The organism is Pelomonas sp. V22, from assembly GCF_030014915.1.
GTDB lineage: Bacteria > Pseudomonadota > Gammaproteobacteria > Burkholderiales > Burkholderiaceae_C > JAUASW01.
On sequence record NZ_JAGIXS010000001.1, the window covers coordinates 1,605,422 to 1,627,385 of the forward strand.

General features: G+C 68.6%; 17 protein-coding genes. 10 read left to right on the forward strand and 7 right to left on the reverse strand.

Annotated elements, in window-relative coordinates; translation table 11 throughout:
- Position 1: 1 nt before the first annotated feature.
- Positions 2-1,609, reverse strand: coding sequence for a carboxyl transferase domain-containing protein (locus J7U46_RS07230; RefSeq protein ID WP_282824237.1), 1,608 nt, complete (start codon positions 1,607-1,609; stop codon positions 2-4).
- A gap of 162 nt (positions 1,610-1,771) precedes the next feature.
- Between J7U46_RS07230 and J7U46_RS07235 the strand changes: the two genes are divergently transcribed.
- From J7U46_RS07235 to J7U46_RS07260, 6 genes are all read left to right on the forward strand, one after another.
- Complete coding sequence (locus tag J7U46_RS07235; RefSeq protein ID WP_282824239.1) at positions 1,772-2,482, forward strand: TetR/AcrR family transcriptional regulator; 711 nt, start codon at positions 1,772-1,774, stop codon at positions 2,480-2,482.
- A 54-nt stretch (positions 2,483-2,536) separates the two neighbouring features.
- A complete protein-coding gene (locus J7U46_RS07240; RefSeq protein WP_282824241.1) occupies positions 2,537-4,234 on the forward strand; it encodes an AarF/UbiB family protein in 1,698 nt (565 codons plus the stop codon).
- A 151-nt stretch (positions 4,235-4,385) separates the two neighbouring features.
- Positions 4,386-4,856, forward strand: a complete 471-nt coding sequence (locus tag J7U46_RS07245) for a (2Fe-2S)-binding protein (RefSeq protein WP_282824243.1) — start codon at positions 4,386-4,388, stop codon at positions 4,854-4,856.
- Positions 4,857-4,858: 2 nt separating this feature from the next.
- Complete coding sequence (locus J7U46_RS07250) at positions 4,859-6,985, forward strand: xanthine dehydrogenase family protein molybdopterin-binding subunit (RefSeq protein WP_282824245.1); 2,127 nt, start codon at positions 4,859-4,861, stop codon at positions 6,983-6,985.
- A 65-nt stretch (positions 6,986-7,050) separates the two neighbouring features.
- Entirely contained in the window at positions 7,051-7,464 is a 414-nt protein-coding gene (locus J7U46_RS07255; RefSeq protein ID WP_282824247.1) for a PH domain-containing protein, read from the forward strand.
- Between the two features lie 43 nt (positions 7,465-7,507).
- Positions 7,508-7,693 (forward strand): hypothetical protein, encoded by a 186-nt coding sequence (locus tag J7U46_RS07260; RefSeq protein ID WP_282824249.1) that lies wholly within the window; start codon positions 7,508-7,510, stop codon positions 7,691-7,693.
- A 10-nt stretch (positions 7,694-7,703) separates the two neighbouring features.
- Here the strand turns inward: J7U46_RS07260 and J7U46_RS07265 are convergent, their stop codons facing one another.
- The 3 genes from J7U46_RS07265 to uvrA all read right to left on the reverse strand — a co-directional run bounded on the left by J7U46_RS07265 (position 7,704) and on the right by uvrA (position 16,023).
- Positions 7,704-9,119, reverse strand: a complete 1,416-nt coding sequence (locus J7U46_RS07265; protein ID WP_282824251.1) for an esterase-like activity of phytase family protein — start codon at positions 9,117-9,119, stop codon at positions 7,704-7,706.
- Between the two features lie 105 nt (positions 9,120-9,224).
- Complete coding sequence (locus J7U46_RS07270; RefSeq protein ID WP_282824253.1) at positions 9,225-10,379, reverse strand: acyltransferase; 1,155 nt, start codon at positions 10,377-10,379, stop codon at positions 9,225-9,227.
- Between the two features lie 10 nt (positions 10,380-10,389).
- Positions 10,390-16,023, reverse strand: coding sequence for an excinuclease ABC subunit UvrA (gene uvrA, locus J7U46_RS07275; protein WP_282824255.1), 5,634 nt, complete (start codon positions 16,021-16,023; stop codon positions 10,390-10,392).
- A 276-nt stretch (positions 16,024-16,299) separates the two neighbouring features.
- Between uvrA and J7U46_RS07280 the strand changes: the two genes are divergently transcribed.
- On the forward strand, positions 16,300-16,812 hold the full coding sequence (locus J7U46_RS07280) for a response regulator (RefSeq protein WP_282824258.1): 513 nt from the start codon (positions 16,300-16,302) through the stop codon (positions 16,810-16,812).
- 15 nt (positions 16,813-16,827) lie between these two features.
- Positions 16,828-17,850, forward strand: a complete 1,023-nt coding sequence (locus tag J7U46_RS07285) for a nitronate monooxygenase (protein ID WP_282824260.1) — start codon at positions 16,828-16,830, stop codon at positions 17,848-17,850.
- Positions 17,851-17,860: 10 nt separating this feature from the next.
- Here J7U46_RS07285 and J7U46_RS07290 read toward each other — a convergent pair whose 3' ends face one another.
- Complete coding sequence (locus J7U46_RS07290; protein ID WP_282824262.1) at positions 17,861-18,796, reverse strand: polysaccharide deacetylase family protein; 936 nt, start codon at positions 18,794-18,796, stop codon at positions 17,861-17,863.
- Between the two features lie 79 nt (positions 18,797-18,875).
- Between J7U46_RS07290 and J7U46_RS07295 the strand changes: the two genes are divergently transcribed.
- Together J7U46_RS07295 and J7U46_RS07300 are read left to right on the forward strand one after the other, a co-directional pair.
- The gene (locus J7U46_RS07295) at positions 18,876-19,685 is read left to right on the forward strand and encodes a hypothetical protein (protein ID WP_282824264.1); all 810 of its coding nucleotides are present in this window, start codon (positions 18,876-18,878) and stop codon (positions 19,683-19,685) included.
- A 73-nt stretch (positions 19,686-19,758) separates the two neighbouring features.
- Positions 19,759-19,959: a DUF3079 domain-containing protein gene (locus tag J7U46_RS07300; protein WP_282824266.1), complete on the forward strand. Its 201-nt coding sequence runs from the start codon at positions 19,759-19,761 to the stop codon at positions 19,957-19,959.
- Here J7U46_RS07300 and J7U46_RS07305 read toward each other — a convergent pair.
- Positions 19,956-20,924, reverse strand: coding sequence for a glucokinase (locus J7U46_RS07305; protein WP_282824267.1), 969 nt, complete (start codon positions 20,922-20,924; stop codon positions 19,956-19,958). The two genes, J7U46_RS07300 and J7U46_RS07305, sit on opposite strands and share 4 nt — an antisense overlap.
- A complete protein-coding gene (locus tag J7U46_RS07310) occupies positions 20,921-21,964 on the reverse strand; it encodes an ATP-binding cassette domain-containing protein (protein ID WP_282824269.1) in 1,044 nt (347 codons plus the stop codon). The genes J7U46_RS07305 and J7U46_RS07310 overlap by 4 nt, the downstream gene beginning before the upstream one ends.

A 21,964-nucleotide genomic window follows, 5' to 3' on the forward strand; every position in this document is an offset into this window, starting at 1 on the left:
ATCACATCCGGAACACGCCGAACTTGGTCTCCGGAATCGGCTGGTTCAGCGCGGCGCTGAGGCCGAGGGCCAGCACCCGGCGCGTGTCGGCCGGGTCGATCACGCCGTCGTCCCACAGGCGGGCGGAGGCGTAGTACGGATGGCCCTGGTCCTCGTACTGCTGGCGGATCGGCGCCTTGAAGGCCTCTTCCTCGTCGGCACTCCAGGCACCGCCCTTGGCCTCGATGCCGTCGCGCTTGACCGTGGCCAGCACCGACGCGGCCTGCTCGCCACCCATCACCGAGATGCGCGCGTTCGGCCACATCCAGAGGAAGCGCGGCGAGTAGGCGCGGCCGCACATGCCGTAGTTGCCGGCACCGAAGCTGCCGCCAATGATGATGGTGAACTTCGGCACCTGGGCGCAGGCCACGGCCGTGACCATCTTGGCGCCGGCGCGGGCGATGCCCTCGTTCTCGTACTTGCGGCCGACCATGAAGCCGGTGATGTTCTGCAGGAACACCAGCGGGATCTTGCGCTGGCAGCACAGCTCGATGAAATGCGCGCCCTTGTTGGCACTCTCGGCGAACAGGATGCCGTTGTTGGCCACGATGCCCACCGGCATGCCCTCGATGTGGGCGAAGCCGCAGACCAGGGTGGCGCCGTAGCGGGCTTTGAATTCATCGAACTCCGAGCCATCCACCACGCGGGCGATGACCTCGCGCACATCGAAGGGCTTGCGGGTGTCGGTCGGGATCACGCCATGCAGTTCGCTCGCGTCGAACAGCGGCGCGCGCGGTGCCTGCTTGGCCAGCTGATCGGGCTTGACCCAGTTCAAGCGCGCCACCGACTGGCGGGCCAGGGCCAGCGCATGGGTGTCGTCATTGGCCAGGTGATCGGCCACGCCCGAGAGGCGGGTGTGCACGTCGCCGCCGCCGAGGTCTTCGGCCGTGACGACCTCGCCGGTGGCGGCCTTCACCAGCGGCGGGCCGCCGAGGAAGATCGTGCCCTGGTTCTTGACGATGATGGTCTCATCGCTCATCGCCGGCACATAGGCGCCGCCGGCCGTGCAGGAGCCCATCACGACGGCGATCTGCGGAATGCCTTGGGCCGATAGATTGGCCTGGTTGAAGAAGATGCGGCCGAAGTGGTCGCGGTCCGGGAAGACCTCGTCCTGGTTGGGCAAATTGGCACCGCCGGAGTCGACCAGGTAGACGCAGGGCAGGCGGTTTTGGTCAGCAATCTCCTGCGCGCGCAGGTGCTTCTTGACGGTGATGGGGTAGTAGGTGCCGCCCTTCACCGTGGCGTCGTTGCAGACGATCATGCAGTCCACGCCAGACACGCGGCCGATGCCGGCAATGAGGCCGCCGCCGGGGGCGGCGTTGTCGTACATGTTCAGGCCGGCCAACGGCGCCAGTTCGAGGAAGGGCGTGCCGGGGTCCAGCAGCATCTCGACCCGGTCGCGCGGCAAGAGCTTGCCTCGGCCGGTGTGCTTGGCGCGGGCCGCCTCGCCACCGCCCCCGGCGATCTTGGCGAGGCGGGTATTGAGGTCGTCGAGCAGGCCGCGCATCGCCTCGGCATTGGCCTTGAAATCGGCCGAACGGGCATTGAGCTTGGTGGACAAGGCCGGCATGTTTGCTGTCTCCTGCGGGGCGCAAGCGGCGCACTATGAGCGCCACTCAACAAATTGTTGAATCCGGCTTTCAAAAACACCGGGGTGCGAGAGGATAGCCCAGCGAATACCCTGAGGCAATAGTTCTTGAGTACGGCTCAAGTTTTAAGCCAGAATGCGCCCATGCCGCCTTCAAGCACCCTGCTTCAGCCCCAGCGGAGAGCGCCTACCAGCGCCCGCGCGGAGCAGCGCGTGCGCGACATTCTGCGGGTCGGCCGCGAGGTCTTCGCCACGCGCGGCTACGAGCGCAGCACCACGACCGAGATCGCCCAGCGCCTCGGGGTCTCCGAGGCCACGGTCTTCACCTATTTCCGCAGCAAGCGCGAGCTCTGCATGCGGGTGATCGCCGACTGGTACGACGAGATCATCGCGGCGATTGAAGACGGCCTGCCCCGCGAGGCCGGCGTGCGCGAGCAGCTGGAATTCGTGGTCCGCACCCATCTGCGCCTGTTCCTGATCCAGGGCACGGGCCTGTGCGAGCTGGTGCTGTCCGAAGGCCGCAAGCGCGATGCCGACTGGAGCGCCGAGTTCGGCGAGGCCTTCATCGAGCTGCAGCGCCGCTACACCGCGCCGCTGATGGACCTGCTGTCGCGCGGCCAGGCGCAGGGCCAGGTGCGCCAGGACATCCCCTTGCGCATGCTGCGCTCGCTGGTCTTCGGGCCGATGGAGCACATGCTGTGGGAGGTGATCACGGCCGGCCGCCAGATCGACGTGGACCAAAGCGCCCGCGACCTCGTCGCCCTGCTCTGGCCGGCCCTGCAGGCGCCGGACCGCGAGCTGGCCGCGCTGCGCCGGCTGCGCGACCAGTTGCAGAACGCCCTCGAGCAGGAGTAGGTCGGCCGCACCGGCAGCAGGCGACCCCTGCGCTGCAGGCCCTAACATGGACCCATGATCCAAACCCTGGGCACGGCGCGCGACCTCGGGCGCCTCAGCGAGATCCTCGGCGTGCTGGCGCGCCATGGCTTGGGCGACAGCGTGCGCCGCCTCGGCCTCGCCGAGGCCCTGGCCAAGGCCGGCCACGCCCTGCGCCTGGAGCACGCGGCGGACCTGGCGCGCCTGCCGCCGCCGGTGCAGGTGCGGCTGGCCATGGAAGAGCTGGGGCCCACCTTCGTCAAGCTGGGCCAGATCCTGGCTGGACGTGCCGACCTGTTCGGGCCGGACTGGATCGCCGAGTTCGAGAAGCTGCACAGCCACGTACCAGCCGTGCCGCTCGATCAACTGGCGGAGCAACTGCGCGAGGACCTCGGCGGCGAGCCGGGCACGGTATTCGCTCAGTTCGACCCCGAGCCGCTGGCCGCCGCCTCGATCGCCCAGGTCCACCGGGCGCGGCTGCAGGACGGCACGGAGGTCGTGGTCAAGATCCGCCGGCCCGGCATCGTCGAACGCATCGAGGCCGACCTGCGGCTGCTGGAGCGGCTGGCCGGCATCGCCGAGCGGCAGCTGCCGGTGCTCAAGCCCTACCGGCCGCAGCGCCTGGTGCGCGAGTTCGGGCGCTCGCTGCGCCGCGAGCTGGACCTGGCGGCCGAATGCCGCCATGCCGAACGCATCGCCACCAACCTCGCCACGCTGCCGGACATCGTCGTTCCCAAGGTGCATTGGCAGCACACCGGCTTGCGCCTCAACGTGCAGGACTTCGTCGCGGGCATCCCGGGCGGCCAGCTCGACCAACTCACACCCGAGGCCGGCTTCGACCGCCAGTTGCTGGCCCGGCGCGGCGCCCATGCCGTGCTGAAGATGATCGTCGAGGACGGCTTCTTCCATGCCGACCCACACCCGGGCAACGTGTTCTACCTGGCGGGCAACCGCATTGCCTTCATCGACTTCGGCATGGTGGGCCGGCTCTCCAGCCAGCGCCGCGAAGACCTGCTGCAATTGCTGCTGGGTCTGGTCGAGCGCCGCCCGCTGGCCGTGGCCGACGTGCTGCTGGACTGGACCGGCGATGAGGGCGGCCTGCACCTGGACGGCCTGGAGGCCGAGATCGAGAGCTTCGTCGACCAGTACCACGGTGTGCCGCTGGCCCGGCTGAACCTGGGCCAGATGCTGGCCGACGTGACCGCCATCCTGCGCGAGCACCACCTGGCCCTGCCAGCTGACCTGGCCCTGCTGATCAAGGCCTTCATCTCGCTGGAAGGCATGGGCCGAGGCCTGGACCCCGGCTTCCACATGGCGGCCGAGGCCATGCCCTTGCTGCGCAAGATCGTGAGAGCCCGCTACCAGCCCAAGGCCCTGGCCGCCCGCGGCTGGCAGACCTTGCGCCGCACGCTGTCCACGCTGGAGCAGTTGCCGCACGACCTCAGCCGGCTGCTGCGCAACGCACGGCGCGGCCGGGTCCATGTGGGGCTGGAGCTGCAGCACCTGAAGCGTGTCGGCGACCAGATCGACCGTGCCGCCAACCGACTGGCCCTCGCCCTGGTGCTGGCCGCGCTGATCATCGGCTCGTCCATCGTGATGACGGTCAGTGGCGGCCCCACGCTGCTGGGCCTGCCGCTGTTCGGCCTGCTCGGCTTCGTCGGCGCGGTGCTGGCCGGCATTCTGCTGCTGCGCTCGATCTCGCGGAGCAGCCGCATCGACGACGAAGGCGGCTAGCGAGCCGCGCTCCGGCGCCGTACCGGCTCAGCCCCCCCCTGGGCGCCACCGGGTGGTTGCCGCCAGAGATAAGGCATAAGGCCGGGCAAGAAAAAAATCCGGAAAGCCATTACGCTTCGCGCTTCATCCGAGACGCAGAAGGAGCGACGCCATGCCAATCAAGCTGACGGTCAATGGAAAGCCGGTGTCACTCGACGCCGATCCCGAAATGCCGCTGTTGTGGGCCCTGCGCGAGGACCTGCAGCTGACCGGCACCAAGTTCGGTTGCGGCATGGCCCTGTGCGGCGCCTGCACGGTCCACCTGGACGGCTCGCCGATCCGCTCCTGCTCCACGCCGCTCTCGGCTGTGGCCGGCAAGCGCATCACCACCATCGAGGGTGTCGGCGCCTCCAGCACCGGCAAGGCCGTGCAACTGGCCTGGGTCAAGCTCGACGTGCCGCAATGCGGCTACTGCCAGAGCGGCCAGATCATGAGCGCCTGCGCCCTGCTGGCCGGCAAGAAGAAGCCCAGCGACGCCGACATCGACAACGCCATGAGCGGCAACCTCTGCCGCTGCGGCACCTACAACCAGATCCGGGCGGCCATCAAGGACGCCTCGGCTTCGCTGACGAAAGGAGCCTGACCATGGGACACATCGATCGCCGCGAATTCCTGCAATCGGGCGCCGCGCTGAGCATTGGCTTCACGCTGCCGCTGTCCGGCCGCGCCGCCGCCGCCGCGCCCGCCGCCAGCAACACCTTCGCACCCAATGCCTGGCTGCGCCTCACGCCCGACAACAAGATCACCGTGATCTGCGGCTCGGCCGAGATGGGCCAGGGCGTGCTGACCGCCATCCCCATGCTGCTGGCCGAGGAGCTGGAGGCCGACTGGAAGCTGGTCAGCGTCGAGCAGGCACCGGCCGATGCGGCCTACAACAACCCGATGTTCGGCATGCAGGCCACTGGCGGCTCCACCACGGTGCGCGCCCACTGGACGCCGGTGCGCCAGGCCGGCGCGGCGGCGCGTGAAATGCTGGTCGCTGCCGCCGCCAAGAAGTGGGGCCTGCCGGCCGACAAGCTGCGCTGCGAGCGCAGCCATGTGATCGCGCCCGGCGGCCAGAAGATCGCCTATGGCGCGCTCGTGGCGCTGGCGGCAGAGCAGCCGGTGCCGGAGAAGCCGCTTTTGAAGTCCAGCGCCGACTTCAAGATCCTCGGCAAGCCGACGCGCCGGCTCGACACGCCCGCCAAGACCAATGGCACGGCCAAGTTCGGCATCGACGCCCGCGTGGACGGCATGCTCGTGGCCGTGATGGCCCGCGCCCCCCATGCCGGCATCAAGCCCAAGAGCTTCAACGAGGCCGCCGCCAAGGCCGTCAAGGGCGTGCGCCAGGTGCTGGCCATTCCTTCCGGTGTGGCCGTGCTGGCCGATGGCTACTGGGCGGCCAAGAAGGGCCGCGATGCGCTGGCCGTCGAATGGGACATGGGCGACAAGGCCGCGCTGTCCAGCGCCAAGGTCTCGGAGATGCTGGCCGAAGGCGCTGCCAAGGCCAACGCCGTGGCGCTCGAGAAGGGCGCGGCCAAGGACGTGGCCGCCACCTTGAAGGCCGAGTACGAAGTGCCCTACCTGGCCCATGCCTGCATGGAGCCGCTGAACTGCCTGGCCTGGGTCAAGGGCGACGAGGTCGAGATCTGGGCCGGCACGCAGAGCCAGGGCCCGGCCCAGGGCATCCTGAGCCAGGTGGCCTCGGTCACGCCGGCCAAGGTCAAGGTCAACACGCTGCTGCTGGGCGGTGGCTTCGGGCGCCGCTTCGCGCCCGACTTCACCATCGACGCCGTGCTGCTCTCCAAGCTCAGCAATCGGCCGGTCAAGCTGATCTATGCGCGTGAAGACGACATGGCGGCCGGCTTCTACCGCCCGGCCTCGCTGGTACGCTTCGAAGGCGCGCTCGACGCCTCTGGCATGCCCACGCTGCTGCGCGCCGACGTGGGTTCGCCGTCCATCATGGCGGCCTCGGGCTTCATGCAGATCCCGCCGACTGGCGTCGACTCGATGGCGGTCGAGGGCCTGTCGGACCATCCCTACGAGATCGCCAACCAGCGCATCGCCTATGGCCGCGCCGAGCCGGGGCCGCAGGTCTGGTTCTGGCGCTCGGTCGGCCATTCGCAGAACGCCTTCTTCATCGAGAGCTTCATCGACGAAATGGCGGCCGCCGCCAAGGCCGACCCACTGGCCTTCAGGCTCAAGCTGCTCGGCGACAAGCATGCCCGCCACAAGGGCGTGCTCGAGCTGGCCGCCGCCAAGGCCGGCTGGGGCAAGCCGGCCGCGCCCGGCGTGCATCGCGGCATAGCCGTGGCCGAGGCCTTTGGCAGCTATGTGGCCGAGGTGGTCGAGGTGTCGGTGGCGGCCGACGGCACGCCCAAGCTGCACCGCGTGGTGGCGGCCGTCGATTGCGGCCTCACCGCCAATCCGCAGACCATCGAACGCCAGATCGAGAGCGCCATCTGCTACGGCCTCTCGGCCGCGCTGTACGGCAAGATCACGTTCGCCGGCGGCAAGGTCGAGCAGGGCAACTTCCACGACTACCCGGTCGTGCGCATGAGCGAGATGCCGAAGATCGAGGTCCACATCGTGCCGAGCAAGGCCGAGCCCGGCGGCATCGGTGAGCCCGGCACGCCGCCGCTGGCGCCCGCACTGGCCAACGCGATCTTTGCCGCCACCGGCAAGCGCATCCGCAAGCTGCCCATCGACACCAGCCTGCTGAAGAAGGCCTGATCCACCGGCGTGACCCGACGGCCCCGCCTACACTCGACGCTCCCACAGAGCAGCGAGGTAGGCGGATGTCGAGTTACGTAGAAGGCGCCCTGGTCAAGGACGAGCGCATCGTTCACATGGGCCGCATCAGCCTGTGGGCGCTTTGGCATCTGATTGCCGTCGGCATCCTCCTGCTGCCCGCCTTCGGCCTCGGCCTCGTGCCGCTGGTGATGGCCTATGTGCGCTACAAGTCCACCGAGCTGGCGGTCACGACCAAGCGCATCATCGTCAAGCACGGCTTCATCAGCCGCCAGACGATTGAGATCAACCTGAACAAGGCCGAAAGCATCCAGGTCGATCAGGGCGTCTGGGGCCGCATGTTCAACTTCGGCACCCTGGTCATTTCGGGCACCGGCACCTCGCATGCGCCGCTGACCGGCATCGCCGATCCGATGGCGTTTCGCAAGGCCTTCATCGAGGCCCAAGACACGGGACTGTGAGCCCCTTGGGTGTACCCTAGCGGTCCACGATCAGGAGTCCACGATGGCCTCGACCAGCTCCGTCTCCAGCGCGCCGCCCCCGGCGCCCGCACCCGCGCCGCAACGGGCCCAGAAAGCCGAACGCCCGCCCGAGGAACCCAAGCGGGTCGAGCGGGCGCCGGCACCTCCGCCACCGCAGCGGCTCGCCGAGTCGGGCTCGGTCGGCCGCAATCTGAACGAAGTCGCCTGATCGCGCGGGCTCAGGCCTTCTTGCGACGCTTGGCCAGCCCCAGGGCGGCCAGGCCCGCAAACACCAAGCCGGCGCTGGCCGGCTCCGGCACCGGCGCCACATAGGCACCCAGGTCGGCCGCGCTGACGCTGTAGGCCTGCAGCACGCCCGGCAGCAGCTGCAGATCGGAGGTCCAGTTGGTGGCCGTGCCGTCCTTGGTCTTGAAGCAGCCGGTCTTGCTGTCCAGCGGGCACTGGATCGAGCTGGCATAGGGGTCGGACTTCGTGAAGTCGAACCACACATCGAACTGCGTGCCCGAGCCGTTCTGGGTCACGCTGTAGTCGTTGTCGGTGCCGGTCAGCAGCAGGTAGCTGCCGTTGTTCAGGCGCGGGCCTATGGCCAGGCCTTCGAACTTCTCGGGCGCCTTGCCGCCCAGCGCGGCCAGCGTGTTGGCATCCAGGTCAAGCACCGGGCCGCTCTTCTTCACCTTGGTGTAGACCGAGCCGGCCACCAGGGGGATGTTGCTGACGTCGGTCGCGCCGGTCAGGTCGATGCGGTAGACCTCCTTGTCGGCCGTGGCGAACTCGGCACCCACGCCAACACCCCGGTTGTTGCGCTCCAGCACGTAGAACTCGTGGTCATTGATGGCCACCAGGGCCGAGATGCCCTGGCCCTGGCCGCTGCGCTTCATTTCGTAGGCGTACTGCGCCACGGCCTGGCCGGTGGCCACGTCGAACTTGACGATGCGATTCATCGTGCCATTGCCGCCGCCTTCGTCCAGCATGGCGCTTTGCAGCATCGCAAAGGCGTACTTGCCGTCCGGGCTGATGGCCAGGCCCTCGAAGCCCCGGTTGGTGCGCTTGCCGGCGGTGTTGCCGGTGTCGTCGGCAAAGTTCTTGTCGCCGGTGGTCGCATTGCGCGGCAGCAGGTTGGCCGGCGTGGTGAAGGTGCGCAGCAGCTCGCCGCTGCGGCTGAACTCGCGCAGGCTGGGGCCGTATTCGTCGGAGACCAGCATCGTGCCGGTCTTGGGGTTGAGAACGAAACCCTCGGGGTCCATGGCCAGTCCCAGCACGCCCTTGGTGCTGGGGGCCAGGCCATTGAGCGTCTCGCCGGCGCTCTTGAACAGCACGGTCTCGACGATCTTGAAATTGCTGATCGCGCCGGTGTCCAGGTTCACGTCCAGCGTGAAGCGGTTGACGCGCGTGTCGTAGCTGATCGTGCCGCCGCCCGGGCCGCGGTCCGAGAGGCCCCACCATTCATTGCGGATGGTGTCGTAATAGATGTCGGAGAAGAAGCCCACGCGGCCGTTGTTGACGGTCGTGCCGCCGGTGGCGTCCAGCGTGCTGCCGGGAATGGCCAGGCCATTGACGTAGACCGGTGCGGCTTCTGCGGAGGTGGCGGCGGCCAGAGCGATTGCGGCGGCGGCTAGCAGGCGGAGCTTCATCATCGTTGTCCTCAGGGGCGGGTGCAAAACCCGGCAGCCTAGGCCGCGTCGATGACAAAGGCGTGAAGGCTCGTACGGCCATGCCAAGACGACGCGCGGCTGCTGGCCTCACGGGCTCGCTGTACGCCCAACGCCCTGCTGGACATCACGCGCAGCCACTGGCATTCGCCCTGCCGCCTGCAGCCGATCCCGCAGACGCAGCCCCGGCCGCTCGACGAGGTAGTGAAGCGCCGCGCCGCCCAGCAGGATGGCGATCACGTAAACGGCAAACAGCAGCAAGCCCTGTGATTCCATCGAGGGCGCGATGTACTCGTGCACCAGGTGCATCGCGATCTTGTGGCTCAGGTAGAGGCTGTAGGACACGGTGGCCAACCACCCCACACCCGGCAGCTCGCGGCGGCCCAGCCAACCGCGCGGGTTGGTGGCCGCCAGTGTGAGCAGGCCGAAGCCGAAGGACAGCACCGGCCAGCCCAGCGCATTGGCCAGCAGGCCGGTGCGCTCACTGAACAGCCAGAACGCGAGGCCCAGCACCGCCACAGCGCCGGCCAGCAAGGCTGACGAGCGCGCCTGCAAGGCTGCCCATTGCTGAGGCCGGTAGACGCGCAGCGCCGCCAGCATCACGCCCATCAAGAGGCCATCGAGCCGCGACCAAGTGGGGTAGTAGAGATCCTCGACGAACCAGGGACGCGGCGGATCAGTCGCCGTGTCATGCAGCCAGATGCCGGTTCGCAGCGCGATGCCCAGCAGCACGACGCCACCGCACAGCAGCAGGAAGCGCGACGCCGACGGCCGCCGCGTCAGCAGCCAGGCCAGCAGCGGAAACACCAGGTAGAAATGCTCTTCCACACACAGCGACCAGGCATGCGAGAAGGCCTGGTTCTGGCCGTAGTCGATCAAGAGGTTCAGCGTGAACGTGGCGAACTGCCACCAGTCCTGCAGCCCCGGCGCCTCGCGCAAGGCCGGCACGAACTGGTACAGCGCCAGCACCACGGCAAAGGCCGGCAGGATGCGCCAGGCTCGGCGGGCATAGAAGGCACCAAGCGCCAGGCCCTCGCCGCGCTGCAGCCCACGCAGCAGCTGGCTGCCGATCAGGAAGCCGCTGAGCACGAAGAAGATGTCGACGCCGACCCAGCCATAGCGGGCCAGCGGATCGAAGCGCGGCCCCACGCCATCGACGATGAAGGAGTGGAACAGCATCACCCACAGGATGGCGATGCTGCGCAGCAGGTCCAGGCCCGGCAGGCGATTCGCGGAGTGATTCACGAACGCCGGCTCACGCACGCGCCAAGACCGGCTTCAACGCCTGGCCCGAATGCGTGCCCGCCTTCACCACCTGCTCCGGCGTGCCCTGCACGACGATCTCGCCGCCGGCCGTGCCGCCTTCGGGGCCCAGGTCGATGACCCAGTCGGCCTCGGCGATCACGTCCAGGTCATGCTCGATCACCACCACCGAATGGCCGCCGGCCACCAGGCGGTGCAGCACGCGGATGAGCTTCTCCACGTCGGCCATGTGCAGGCCCACCGTGGGCTCGTCCAGCACATAGAGCGTGTGCGGCGACTTCTGGCCGCGCCGCGTCACGTCGTCACGCACCTTCACCAATTCACTGACCAGCTTGATGCGCTGCGCCTCGCCGCCTGACAGCGTCGGGCTCGGCTGACCCAGCGTCAGATAGCCGAGGCCCACGTCCTTCAAGAGTTGCAGCGGATGGGCAATCGAAGGCATCGAGGCAAAGAACTCGACCGCCTCGTCGACCTCCATCGCCAGCACGTCACCGATGCTCTTGCCGCGCCAGCTGACGCCCAGGGTCTCCGGGTTGAAGCGCTGGCCATGGCACTGGTCGCAGAGCAGCTTCACATCGGGCAGGAAGCTCATTTCTATGGTCTTCATGCCCTGGCCTTCGCAGCCGGGGCAGCGGCCCTCGCCGGTGTTGAAGCTGAAGCGGCCGGCCGCATAGCCACGGGCCTTGGCTTCCAGCGTCTCGGCGAAGAGCTTGCGGATTGCATCCCAGAAGCCGATGTAGGTCGCCGGGCAGCTGCGCGGCGTCTTGCCGATCGGCGTCTGGTCCACCTCCAGCACGCGGTCCACCTGTTTGTGGCCTTCGATGCCGGCACAACCGACCCAGTTCGACGGGTCCTTGCGCAGCGGCACGGCCATGGCCATGTTGGCGAGCAGCACGTCGCGCGCCAGCGTGCTCTTGCCCGAGCCCGAGACGCCGGTGATGGCCACCAGGCGGTGCAGCGGCACGTCGACCGACACGTTCTTCAGGTTGTGCAGGCTGGCTGCCAGCACGCGCAGCTTGGGCGCGTCCGGCTCGATCTCGCGGCGCGGCTGCAGCGGATGCAGCAAGGGCTTGGCAAGGAAGCGGCCGGTCACCGAATCGGGATGCAAAGCCAGCTCCGCCGCCGTGCCTTGCGCCACCACCTGGCCGCCGCGTTTGCCGGCGCTGGGGCCGATGTCGATGATGTGGTCGGCGCGGCGGATGGTGTCTTCGTCATGCTCGACGACGACCAGCGTATTGCCCTTGTCGCCCAGCGTGGAGAGCGCCTTCAAAAGGATCTGGTTGTCACGCGGATGCAGGCCGATGGTGGGCTCGTCCAGCACATAGCAGACACCCTGCAGATTGCTGCCCAATTGCGCCGCCAGGCGGATGCGCTGCGCCTCGCCGCCCGAGAGCGTGGGCGCGGCGCGGTCCAGCGTCAGGTAGCCGAGGCCCACTTCTTCGAGGAACTCCAGGCGGCCAAGGATCTCGACCACCACGTCGCGGGCGATGTCGGCATCGCGGCCGACCAGGTTCAGGCCCTGCACCCATTGGCGCGCCTCTGTGACGCTCCAGGAGGCCACAGTGCTGATCGCCTGGTCCTCGAAAGTGACCGATCGCGCCGAGGCATTGAGCCGCGCGCCCTGACATTCCGGGCAGGGCTGGTCGGCCAGGCCTTCGATCTCGGCCTCCTCGGCCGGGAAGCTTTGTTCACGGCCGCGGTTGTCCTTGTCCTGCAGCGTCTCATCCAGCGCCTTGCGCTGTTCACGCGTCAGGGCAAGACCTGTCCCCACGCAGTGCGAGCACCAGCCGTGCTTGCTGTTGTAGGAGAACATGCGCGGATCCAGCTCGGCATAGCTGTCACCACAGGTGGGGCAGGCGCGCTTGGTCGAGAAGACCTTGAGCATGCCGATATCGGCCGTGGACTGGCCATCGGCAATTGCCGCATTGAGCTGGTCCAGCGGCGCCAGCAGGTGCAGCACGCCCTTGCCCAGGTCCAGCGCTTTCGCAAGCATCTCGCGCAGCTCGGCTTCCTTGTCCAGCGAGATCACCAGGTCGCCGACCGGCAGCTCCAGCGTGTGCTCCTTGAAACGGTCCAGACGCGGCCAGGGCGAGGTGGGGATGAACTCGCCGTCGACGCGCAGATGCGTGTGGCCGCGCGCCTTGGCCCATTTGGCCAGGTCGGTGTAAAGGCCCTTGCGGTTCAGCACCAGGGGCGCGAGCAAGCCGACATGCTGGCCCCGGTAGTCGCGCAGCAGCTGGGCGGCAATGGACTCCACGCTTTGCGGCTTGACCGCCGTGCCGTCCTTGACGCAATGCTGGACGCCCAGCTTCACGTACAAGAGGCGCAGGAAATGCCAGACCTCGGTGGTCGTCGCCACCGTGCTCTTGCGGCCGCCGCGCGAGAGGCGCTGCTCGATGGCCACTGTCGGCGGAATGCCCCAGACCGCGTCCACCTCGGGCCGCCCGGCCGGCTGCACGATGGAGCGTGCATAGGCGTTCAGCGATTCGAGATAACGGCGCTGGCCTTCGTTGAAAAGAATGTCGAAGGCCAGCGTGGACTTGCCCGAGCCTGACACACCGGTGATCACATTGAACTTGCCGCGCGGGATGGCCACATCGACCGACTTCAGGTTGTGCTCGCGCGCATTGACGATGCGGATGGCCTCGTCGGCCGCCGCGCGCTTGGCGCGGATCGCGTACTGCAGCGGCCGGCCCTCTTCCACCTTGGTGGCGGGCTGGTCCATGTGCAACGCGTACTCGCGCAGCGCCGCTGCCGTGTGCGAACGCGGATGGTCCTTCAGCTCTTCGGGCGTGCCCACGGCCACGACCTCGCCGCCGTCCTCGCCGCCTTCGGGGCCCAGGTCGATCAGCCAGTCCGCCGCGCGGATGACGTCGAGGTTGTGCTCGATCAGGATCAGCGAATGGCCGATGGACAGCAGCTTGCGCATCGCCCGCATCAGCTTGGCGATGTCGTCGAAATGCAGGCCGGTGGTCGGCTCGTCGAACATGAACAGCGTGCCCTTCTTCGCCACCGCCTGGCGCGGCTTGGATGCCGCCTCGGCCAGGAAGCCGGCCAGCTTCAGACGTTGCGCCTCGCCGCCCGAGAGCGTGGGCACGGGCTGGCCGAGCTTCACGTATTCCAGGCCCACGTCGACGATGGGCTGCAGCTTGGCGACCACCTCGCGGTCGTCCTTGAACAGCTGCACGGCCTCGCTGACCGTCAGCTCCAGCACATCGGACACGCTCAATTCACGATCACCGCGCAAGAGCTTCACGTCCAGCATCTCGGCGCGGAAGCGCCGGCCATCGCAGTCCGGGCAACGCAGGTAGACGTCCGACAGGAACTGCATCTCCACATGCTCGAAGCCCGAGCCGCCGCAGGTGGCGCAGCGGCCGTCGCCGGCATTGAAGCTGAACATGCCGGCTGTGTAGCTGCGCTCGCGCGCCACCGGCGCATCGGCAAAGCGCTTGCGGATCTCGTCGAAGGCGCCCACGTAGGACGCCGGGTTGGAACGCGCCGTCTTGCCGATCGGCGACTGGTCGACGAAGACCGCGTCGGCCAGCCAATCGGCACCCAGCAATTGGTCATGCTGACCCGGCGTTTCCGTCGCCTGGCCGAAGTGGCGGGCCAGGGCCGGGTACAGCACGTCCTGCATCAGCGTGCTCTTGCCCGAGCCGGAGACGCCGGTGACCACCACCATCTTCTGCAGCGGGAACTCGACCGTCACGTTGCGCAGGTTGTGCTCGCGCACGCCCTGAAGGATGAGCTTGGGCGTGCCCTCGTCGACGATGCGCTTGAGCCCCATGCCCACATGGCGACGGGCGCCGAGGTAGGCACCGGTCAAGGTGTCGGCCGCGCGGATCTGCTCGGGCGTACCGTCGAAGACGATCTGGCCGCCCTTCTCACCCGGGCCGGGGCCCATGTCGATCAAGCGGTCGGCCGCCAGCATCACGGCCGGGTCATGCTCGACCACCACCAGGGTGTTGCCAGCATCGCGCAGGCGCTTCATCGCCTCGACGATGCGGTCCATGTCGCGCGGGTGCAGGCCGATGCTGGGCTCGTCCAGCACGAACAGCGTGTTCACCAGCGAGGTGCCGAGCGCCGTGGTCAGGTTGATGCGCTGCACCTCGCCGCCGCTGAGCGTGCGGCTCTGGCGGTCCAGCGTCAGGTAGCCGATGCCCACGTCACAGAGGTACTTGAGGCGGTTGCGGATCTCGTCCAGCAGGAGCTTGAGCGCTTCGTCCAGCAAGGTGGTGGGCAGCTCCAGCTCGTCCATGAAGCGGCGCAGGCGGTGCAGCGGCAGCTGCATCAGGTCGTGCAGCGAGAGGCCGTCAAGCAGCTCCAGCTGCGCGCGCGACCAGGCCACGCCCATCGGCATCACGCGCTGCGCCGGCGGCAGGGCCGCGTCGGCCAGCGCCTTGCTGCCCACGCGCCACAGGAGCGCTTCCGTCTTCAGGCGCGCGCCGGCGCAGGCCGGGCATTCGGTGTAGCTGCGGTACTTGGAGAGAAGCACCCGGATGTGCATCTTGTAGGCCTTGCTCTCCAGGTATTCGAAGAAGCGCTTGACCCCGTACCACTGCTTGTTCCAGTTGCCGTTCCAGTTCGGGCTGCCGTTGACCACCCAGTCGCGCTGGCTTTGCGAGAGCTGGTTCCAGGCCGTGTCGCGCGGGATGCCGGCCTCCCCGGCGTACTTGAGCAGGTCGGCCTGGCAATCGGCCCAGGCCGGCGTCTGCATGGGCTTGATCACGCCGTTGCGCAGGGTCTTCTTGTCGTCGGGGATGACGAGGCCCATGTCCACGCCGATCACGCGGCCGAAGCCGCGGCAGCTGTCGCAGGCGCCCATGGCCGAGTTGAAGCTGAACAGCGGCGGCTGCGGGTCTTGATAGCGCAGGTCGCTTTCGGGGCAGTGCAGGCCGGTGGAATATTTCCAGATCAGCGGTTCGGCTTCGTCCTGCAGCACATAGACGGTGAGGCGGCCGCTGCCGCGCTTGATCGAGAGCTCGATGGCCTCCATCGCGCGCTGCTTGTCGGCACCCTGGAGGCGGAAGCGGTCCGCCACCACATCGAGCATCTTGCGATCGCCCACCATGCGCTCGGCCTGAACGCGCGTGAAGCCGCTGGCCGACAGCCATTGCTCCACCTGCTCGGCCGTGGTGTTGGCCGGCAGCTCGACCGGGAAGGTCAGCACCAGGCGCGGATCGGTTTCCTTGGTGCGTTCCAGCAGCTCGGCATAGATCGTCTGCGCCGTGTCATGCCGCACCGGCAGCGCCGTTTCCTTGTCGTACAGGGACGCGGCGCGGGCAAACAAGAGCTTCAAGTGGTCGTTCAGCTCGGTCATCGTGCCGACCGTGGAGCGGCTGGTGCGCACCGGGTTGGTCTGGTCGATGGCGATGGCGGGCGGCACGCCGTCGACCTTGTCGACCGCCGGGCGGTCCATGCGATCCAGGAACTGGCGGGCATAGGCCGAGAAGGTCTCGACGTAGCGGCGCTGGCCCTCGGCATAGAGGGTGTCGAACACCAGGCTGGACTTGCCCGAGCCGCTGGGGCCGGTCACGACGGTCAGCTCGCCGGTGGCGATGTCCAGGTCGAGGTTCTTGAGGTTGTGCTGCCGGGCACCTCGGATGCGGATTCGACCGTCGGACATGCTGTAGAGACCTGCGCGGGATGGGGGTCAGGCATTCTAGGGAGCGCCGCCCGGGCTCGCTGGCCGGCACTCTCAGGCTGCTGACAAGGGATGGCAGCAGCCCTCGTTGCCAGAACCAAGGGTAAACCCCTGGGTTCTTTTTCATATCCAGGCCTCTCATGGCACAGCCGCCATGGACAGAATCAGCAGCACCGCCTCGCAAACCGAGGCGGTTGTCCAGGGAGAGTGGCGCCCACCGGTGCCAGACAAGCAATAACAGCTGCCAAGACAAGGTCCATGATGAACTCCGTCATTGCTATGCCGTCCCTGCCCCTTCCGCTGTTTGCCAGCACGGGGGGCGCGGACGCGGAAGCCGACGCCGGGCCCGGCGAGCAAGACAGCCAGGCGAGCCTGAGCCAGCAGGCCGAGGTGCTGCTGGTCGAGGACAACCCGATCAACCAGGTCGTGGCGCTGGAATTCCTGTCGCTGATGGGCGTGCAGAGCCGCCTGGCCTGCGACGGCCACGAAGCCCTGCAGCAATGCGCCCAGCGCGCGCCAGACCTCGTGCTGATGGACATACAGATGCCAGGCATGGATGGCCTGGAATGCGCGCGTCGGCTGCGTGAGCTGCAGCGGCGAGGCGAGCTGGCGCACTTCCCCATCCTCGCGCTGACCGCCCATGCGCTGGAGGCCGACGTGCTGGCCAGCATGAACGCCGGCATGGACGAGCACCTGACCAAGCCGCTGGACTTCGCGGCGCTGCGCAACCGCCTCTCCCGCTGGCTGAAGCTCCCCGGCCTCAGCAGCTGAGCGGGCAAGCAAGACGTGACCCCACTCGGCACCGCCCTGCCCGTCATCCAGGCGCCGATGGCCGGCTCGCAGGGCAGCCGGCTGGCGATTGCCGTCTGCCAGGCCGGCGGCCTCGGTTCACTGCCAGCCGCCATGCTGACGCCGGAGGCGCTGCGCCGCGAACTGCAGGCCATACGCGCGGCGACCGACCGGCCTTTCAACATCAACTTCTTCTGCCACCAGCCGCCAACGCCGGATGAGCAAAGCGAGACGCGGTGGCGCCAGCGGCTCGCCCCCTTTCTGGCCGAGTTCGGCATAGACCCGGCCAGCATCGGCGCGGGCCCCGGCCGCCAGCCCTTCAATGCCGAGCTGGCCGAAGCCATCGCCGAGTTCGCGCCGCCCATCGTCAGCTTCCACTTCGGCCTGCCCGCGCCGGAGCTGATCGCGCGCGTCAAGCGCTGGGGTGCCCAGGTCTGGTCTTCGGCCACCACGGTGGAAGAAGCGCGCTGGCTGGAGGCCCATGGCGCCGATGCCGTGATCGCGCAAGGCCTGGAGGCAGGCGGGCATCGCGGCCATTTCCTCTCGCCCACCCTGAGCCGGCAGCTGGGGCTCTTTGCCCTGCTGCCGCAGATCGTGGCGGCCGTGAAAGTGCCGGTGATCGCGGCCGGCGGCATTGCCGATGCGGCCGGCGTGCGCGCCGTGCTGGGCCTGGGCGCCATGGCCGCACAGGTCGGCAGCGCCTACCTGCTCTGCGACGAGGCCGACACCACGGCCCTCCATCGCGCCGCGCTGCAAAGCCCGGGGGCGGCGCACACAGCGATCACGCATCTGTTCACCGGCCGGCCCGCGCGCGGCATCGTCAACCGCCTGATGCGCGAGCTGGGGCCGCTGTCGGAACCGGTGCCCGCCTTCCCGCTGGCCACCGGCGCCATCGCGCCGCTGCGGGCGGCAGCCGAAGCGCGCGGCCTCGGCGATTTCTCGCCGCTGTGGGCGGGTCAGAACCTGGCCGGCTGCCGCGCCGTCAGCGCTGCCGAGATCACGCGCTCGCTGGCGCCTTGATGACCCTGACTCAGCGGCACTCGGCCGCGTAGCGCTCCGCCACCCAGCCGCTCGGATCGGGCTGGCCATAGACCGACAGCCTCTTGTTCATCGCCCGCGCCCAGCGCGCCAGCCAGGAGGAGCCGTACTGCTTGCTCGCGGCGGTAGGCGAGGCGTAGGCCGGGTCGGCCAGTGCTTCGTCGAGCGTGATGAAGCGATAGCCGCGCTCGCGCAGCCGCTGCAGCGTGGCATCCAGCGAGTCGGCATTGACCTCGTTGGCATGGATCAGCAAGACCTGCGGAATCTGCCGCTCAAACAGCTCCTGGCTCATGCGCTCATAGGCATCAAGCGCCTTGTCCAGATGCGGCAGATAGGCCTCCAGCGTGCGGCGCTTGCCGGCCGCATCGGAGCGCTCGTAGACGCAGGCGAACACATAGTCGTCGTGCTCGACAGTGACCGGCGCCACGCGGTAGCCGCGCTTTGCGAGAAAGGCCTCGAACTGCGCCGTCTCCTCGTCGTTCTTGCCGGTCTGCAGATAGGGGTGGCGCCAGTAGCGCGGCGCCTGACCGCGCGGTGCCAGCAGGCTGCGCAGCACCACGTCGCCGCGCAGCACCGCATCCTGGTACTGATCGAGCGGCGTCTTCTGCATGCTCAGGTGGCCGTAGCCATGGTTGCCCAGCTCCATGCCGGCATCGAGCCAGCGCTGCAGCAGGCCGATGTGGCCATCCACCTCGCCGCGCACCTGCAGCCGGTCTTCGTTGACGAAGCCGATGGCCGGCGCCTGGTGCTTGCGCAGCGCGGCCAGCATCCGCTCGGTCTGGGCCTGCTTGTCGGCGAGACTGAGCGGCCGTTGGTTGGCCAGCGGCAGGTCGTCGATGCTGATGGCGATGCGCTTGTCTGCGGGCGCGGCCTGCAGGCTGGCGGCGAGCAGCAAGCCGCCGAGGAGGGCAAAGAACTTGGGCGTCATGGCGGCGCATTGTGCCCAGGCCCGGCGCAGGGGGTGCCAGGGCTTGATGCGCTGCCGGGGCCGCCCTATGCTCGCGGCCATGCAAGCCCTGCGCCGCCTGGCCCTGCCGCCTCTCCTGTGGGCACTGGCCGGACTCTGCGGCGCACAAGCCAGTTCACAAGCCAATGCACAAAGCGGCGCCGAAGCGCCGCCGCGCATCTGGCGGGTCTGCGTTGGCGACCAGCCCATCCTGCCCTACATCACCAACGATCCACGCCACCCGGGCCGCGCCGAGCGCCTGCTGGTCGCGGCCGGCAAGCTGGCCGATCTCAGCGTGCAGTTGCAGCGCTACCCGTTCCGGCGTTGCCGCATCATGATGGCCAACGGCGACACCGACATGCTGCTCGCCGGCCCCACGCCGGAGAACCTCGAGGAGTTCCGCTTCCCGCTGAAAAGCGGCGCCCTGGATGCCGAGCGGCGCATCGCCCGGCTCAACCTCGTCTGGGTGCGCCGCGCCGACAGCCGGTTCGATTGGGACGGCAAGCGCATCACAGGCATGCCGGACGAGCGCACGCCCAAGGTCGGCCTGCGCGCCGGCCAGCGCGTATCCCTCAACGCCGTGCGGCAGATGCCGGTGCTGGTCGACGAAACCGCCCTGACCGCCACCCTGCAGCTGCGCATGCTCGCTGCCAAACGCTTTGACCTCGCCCTCGGCCTGCAGGACGAGTTCGAGATCGCACTGGCCGACCCCGAGCTCAAGCCGCTCGTTGTGCTGCCCCGCGCGCTGCTACGCGAAGACTTCTTTGCCGTGATCTCGCAGAAGCATGCGGCTGCACAACTGCCGATGGCCGAGCGGCTTTGGAACGCGATGGGCAAGCTGAGAGATCAGCCGGAATTTCAACGCGACTGAGCGGCCCCTTGTGCCAGCTCAATGCCGCCCGGCCCGAGCGGGTGCATGCTGGCTTACGAACGCCACCGTTGCCATGGCCAAGAAATTTCCCATCCACCCGCTGCACCCCGAGCGAATCTGCTGGGGCTGCGACAAGTACTGCGCGGCAGACGCGATGCAATGCGGCAACGGCAGCATCGCCAGCCCGCATCCCTCGGAGCTGTTTGGCGAGGACTGGATGAGCTGGGGCCTTGATGCCGAGAAGCCGGCCGAGCCGCCGGATCGCGCTCCTTAGCCCGCCCTGTCCAAGGCCCTTGCCGCCCCCAGCAACGCCGCCTGATCCCCCGCCTGCACCACATAGGTCGGGATCGCCCGCAGATAGCCGCTGAACCGCCCCTTGGATTCGAAGCGCTCGCGAAAACGCGAGCGGTCGAACCAGTCGCCCAGGCGGGGCACGATGCCGCCGCCGATGTAGACACCGCCGCGCGCGCCCAGCGTCAGCGCCACATTGCCGGCCACGTTGCCCAGCAGGCTGCAGAACTGGGCCAGCGCGGCCTCGGCCAGCGGGTCGCTGCCGTCGAGGGCGGCCGCGCTGATGGCGCTGGCGTCCAAGGCCTCGGCCTGTGCGCCACGCACCTCGGCCAATGCCTGGTAGAGATTCTCAAGACCTGGCCCCGACAAGGCCCGCTCGGCCGAGACATGGCCGAAGCGGCGCTGCAGCACCTTGAGCACCGCGTCCTCCTCGGCATCGCTGGAGCAGAGCGTGACATGGCCGCCTTCGCCGCCTATCGGCACCTCACCGCCGGCCCCCGGCAGCAGGCCCGAAACGCCGAGGCCCGTGCCCGGCCCCACCAGGCCCAGCGGCGCGCCACCCACGGCCGCGCCGCCGCCCACCTGGCGGCAGGCGCTCGGGCCCAGGGCGGGCAGCGAGAGCGCGAGCGCGGTGAAGTCGTTCAGCACCAGCAGGCGCTCGGCCCCGAGCTCACGCTGCAAGGCCTCGATGGAGAAGGACCAGTGGTGGTTGGTCATCTGCACCTGGTCGCCGGTGATGGCGGTGGCGATGCCGATGGCGCAGCTGCGGGGCCGCCCTTCGCCGCGCTCGTTCAGGTGGTGCTGGATGGCATCCCACAGCGTGGCGAAATCAGCGCAGCGGTAGCTGGCAACGCCGGCCAGCGGCCCGCCGGCCATGAACTGGCTGGCGAAGCGCACATTGGTGCCGCCCACATCGGCCAGCAGGCGCGGAAACGTCGAGTCGCTCATGCGTCCTGTCCTCGCTGTTCGTCCATCAGGGCGCCTGCAGCATTGAAGGCCAGCAGGTGCGCGGCGTCATAAGAGAGCCCCACGCGCTCGTGCCGGCGCAGGCCCGCGCCTTCGGCAGCCGTGAGCTTGACGGCCAGCGGCCGCTCCAGCCCGTCCAGCCGCACATAGGCCAGGCTTTGGTCGCCCAGGTGTTCGATCAGCGAGAGCTCGCCCCAGAGCGGCGCGCCCTCGCCGGCCAGGTGCAAATGCTCGGGCCGCAGGGCCAGCTCCACCGCGCCCGGCCGCTGCGGCAGGCCAGGCAGATCGGCCGGCAGGAAGTTGATGCGCGGCGAGCCGAGGAAGCCGGCCACGAAGCGGGTGCGCGGCCGCTGGTAGACCTCCATCGGCGCACCGACCTGCTCGATGCGGCCCTGGTTGAAGACCGCGATGCGATCGCCCAGCGTCATCGCCTCGACCTGGTCGTGGGTGACGTAGATGATGGTGGCGCCCAGCTCCTCATGCAGGCGCGCCAGCTCGACACGGGTGTCGTTGCGCAGCGCTGCGTCGAGGTTGGACAAGGGCTCGTCGAACAGGAAGACCGCCGGCTCTCGCACGATGGCCCGGCCTATGGCCACGCGCTGCCGCTGGCCGCCGGAGAGCTCGCGCGGCAGGCGCTCCAAGAGCGGTTCCAGCTGCAGGCTGCGCGCGGCCTTGGCCACGGCGGCCTCGACCTCGGCCTTGGAGCGGCCGGCCATCTTGAGCGCGAAGCCCATGTTCTCGGCCACGCTCATGTGCGGGTAGAGCGCATAGCTCTGGAACACCATGGCCACGCCGCGCCAGGCCGGCGGCACCTCGGTCACGTCGCGCTCGCCGATGAAGATCCGGCCTTCGCTCACCGCCTCCAGGCCGGCCAGCATGCGCAGCGTCGTGCTCTTGCCGCAGCCGGACGGGCCGACCAGGACCATGAACTCGCCGGCCTGGACCTGCAGGTCCAGCGACTCGACGACGGAGACATCGCCGGCATAGCGCTTGGCCACGCCTTCGAATCGGACGGCCGCCAT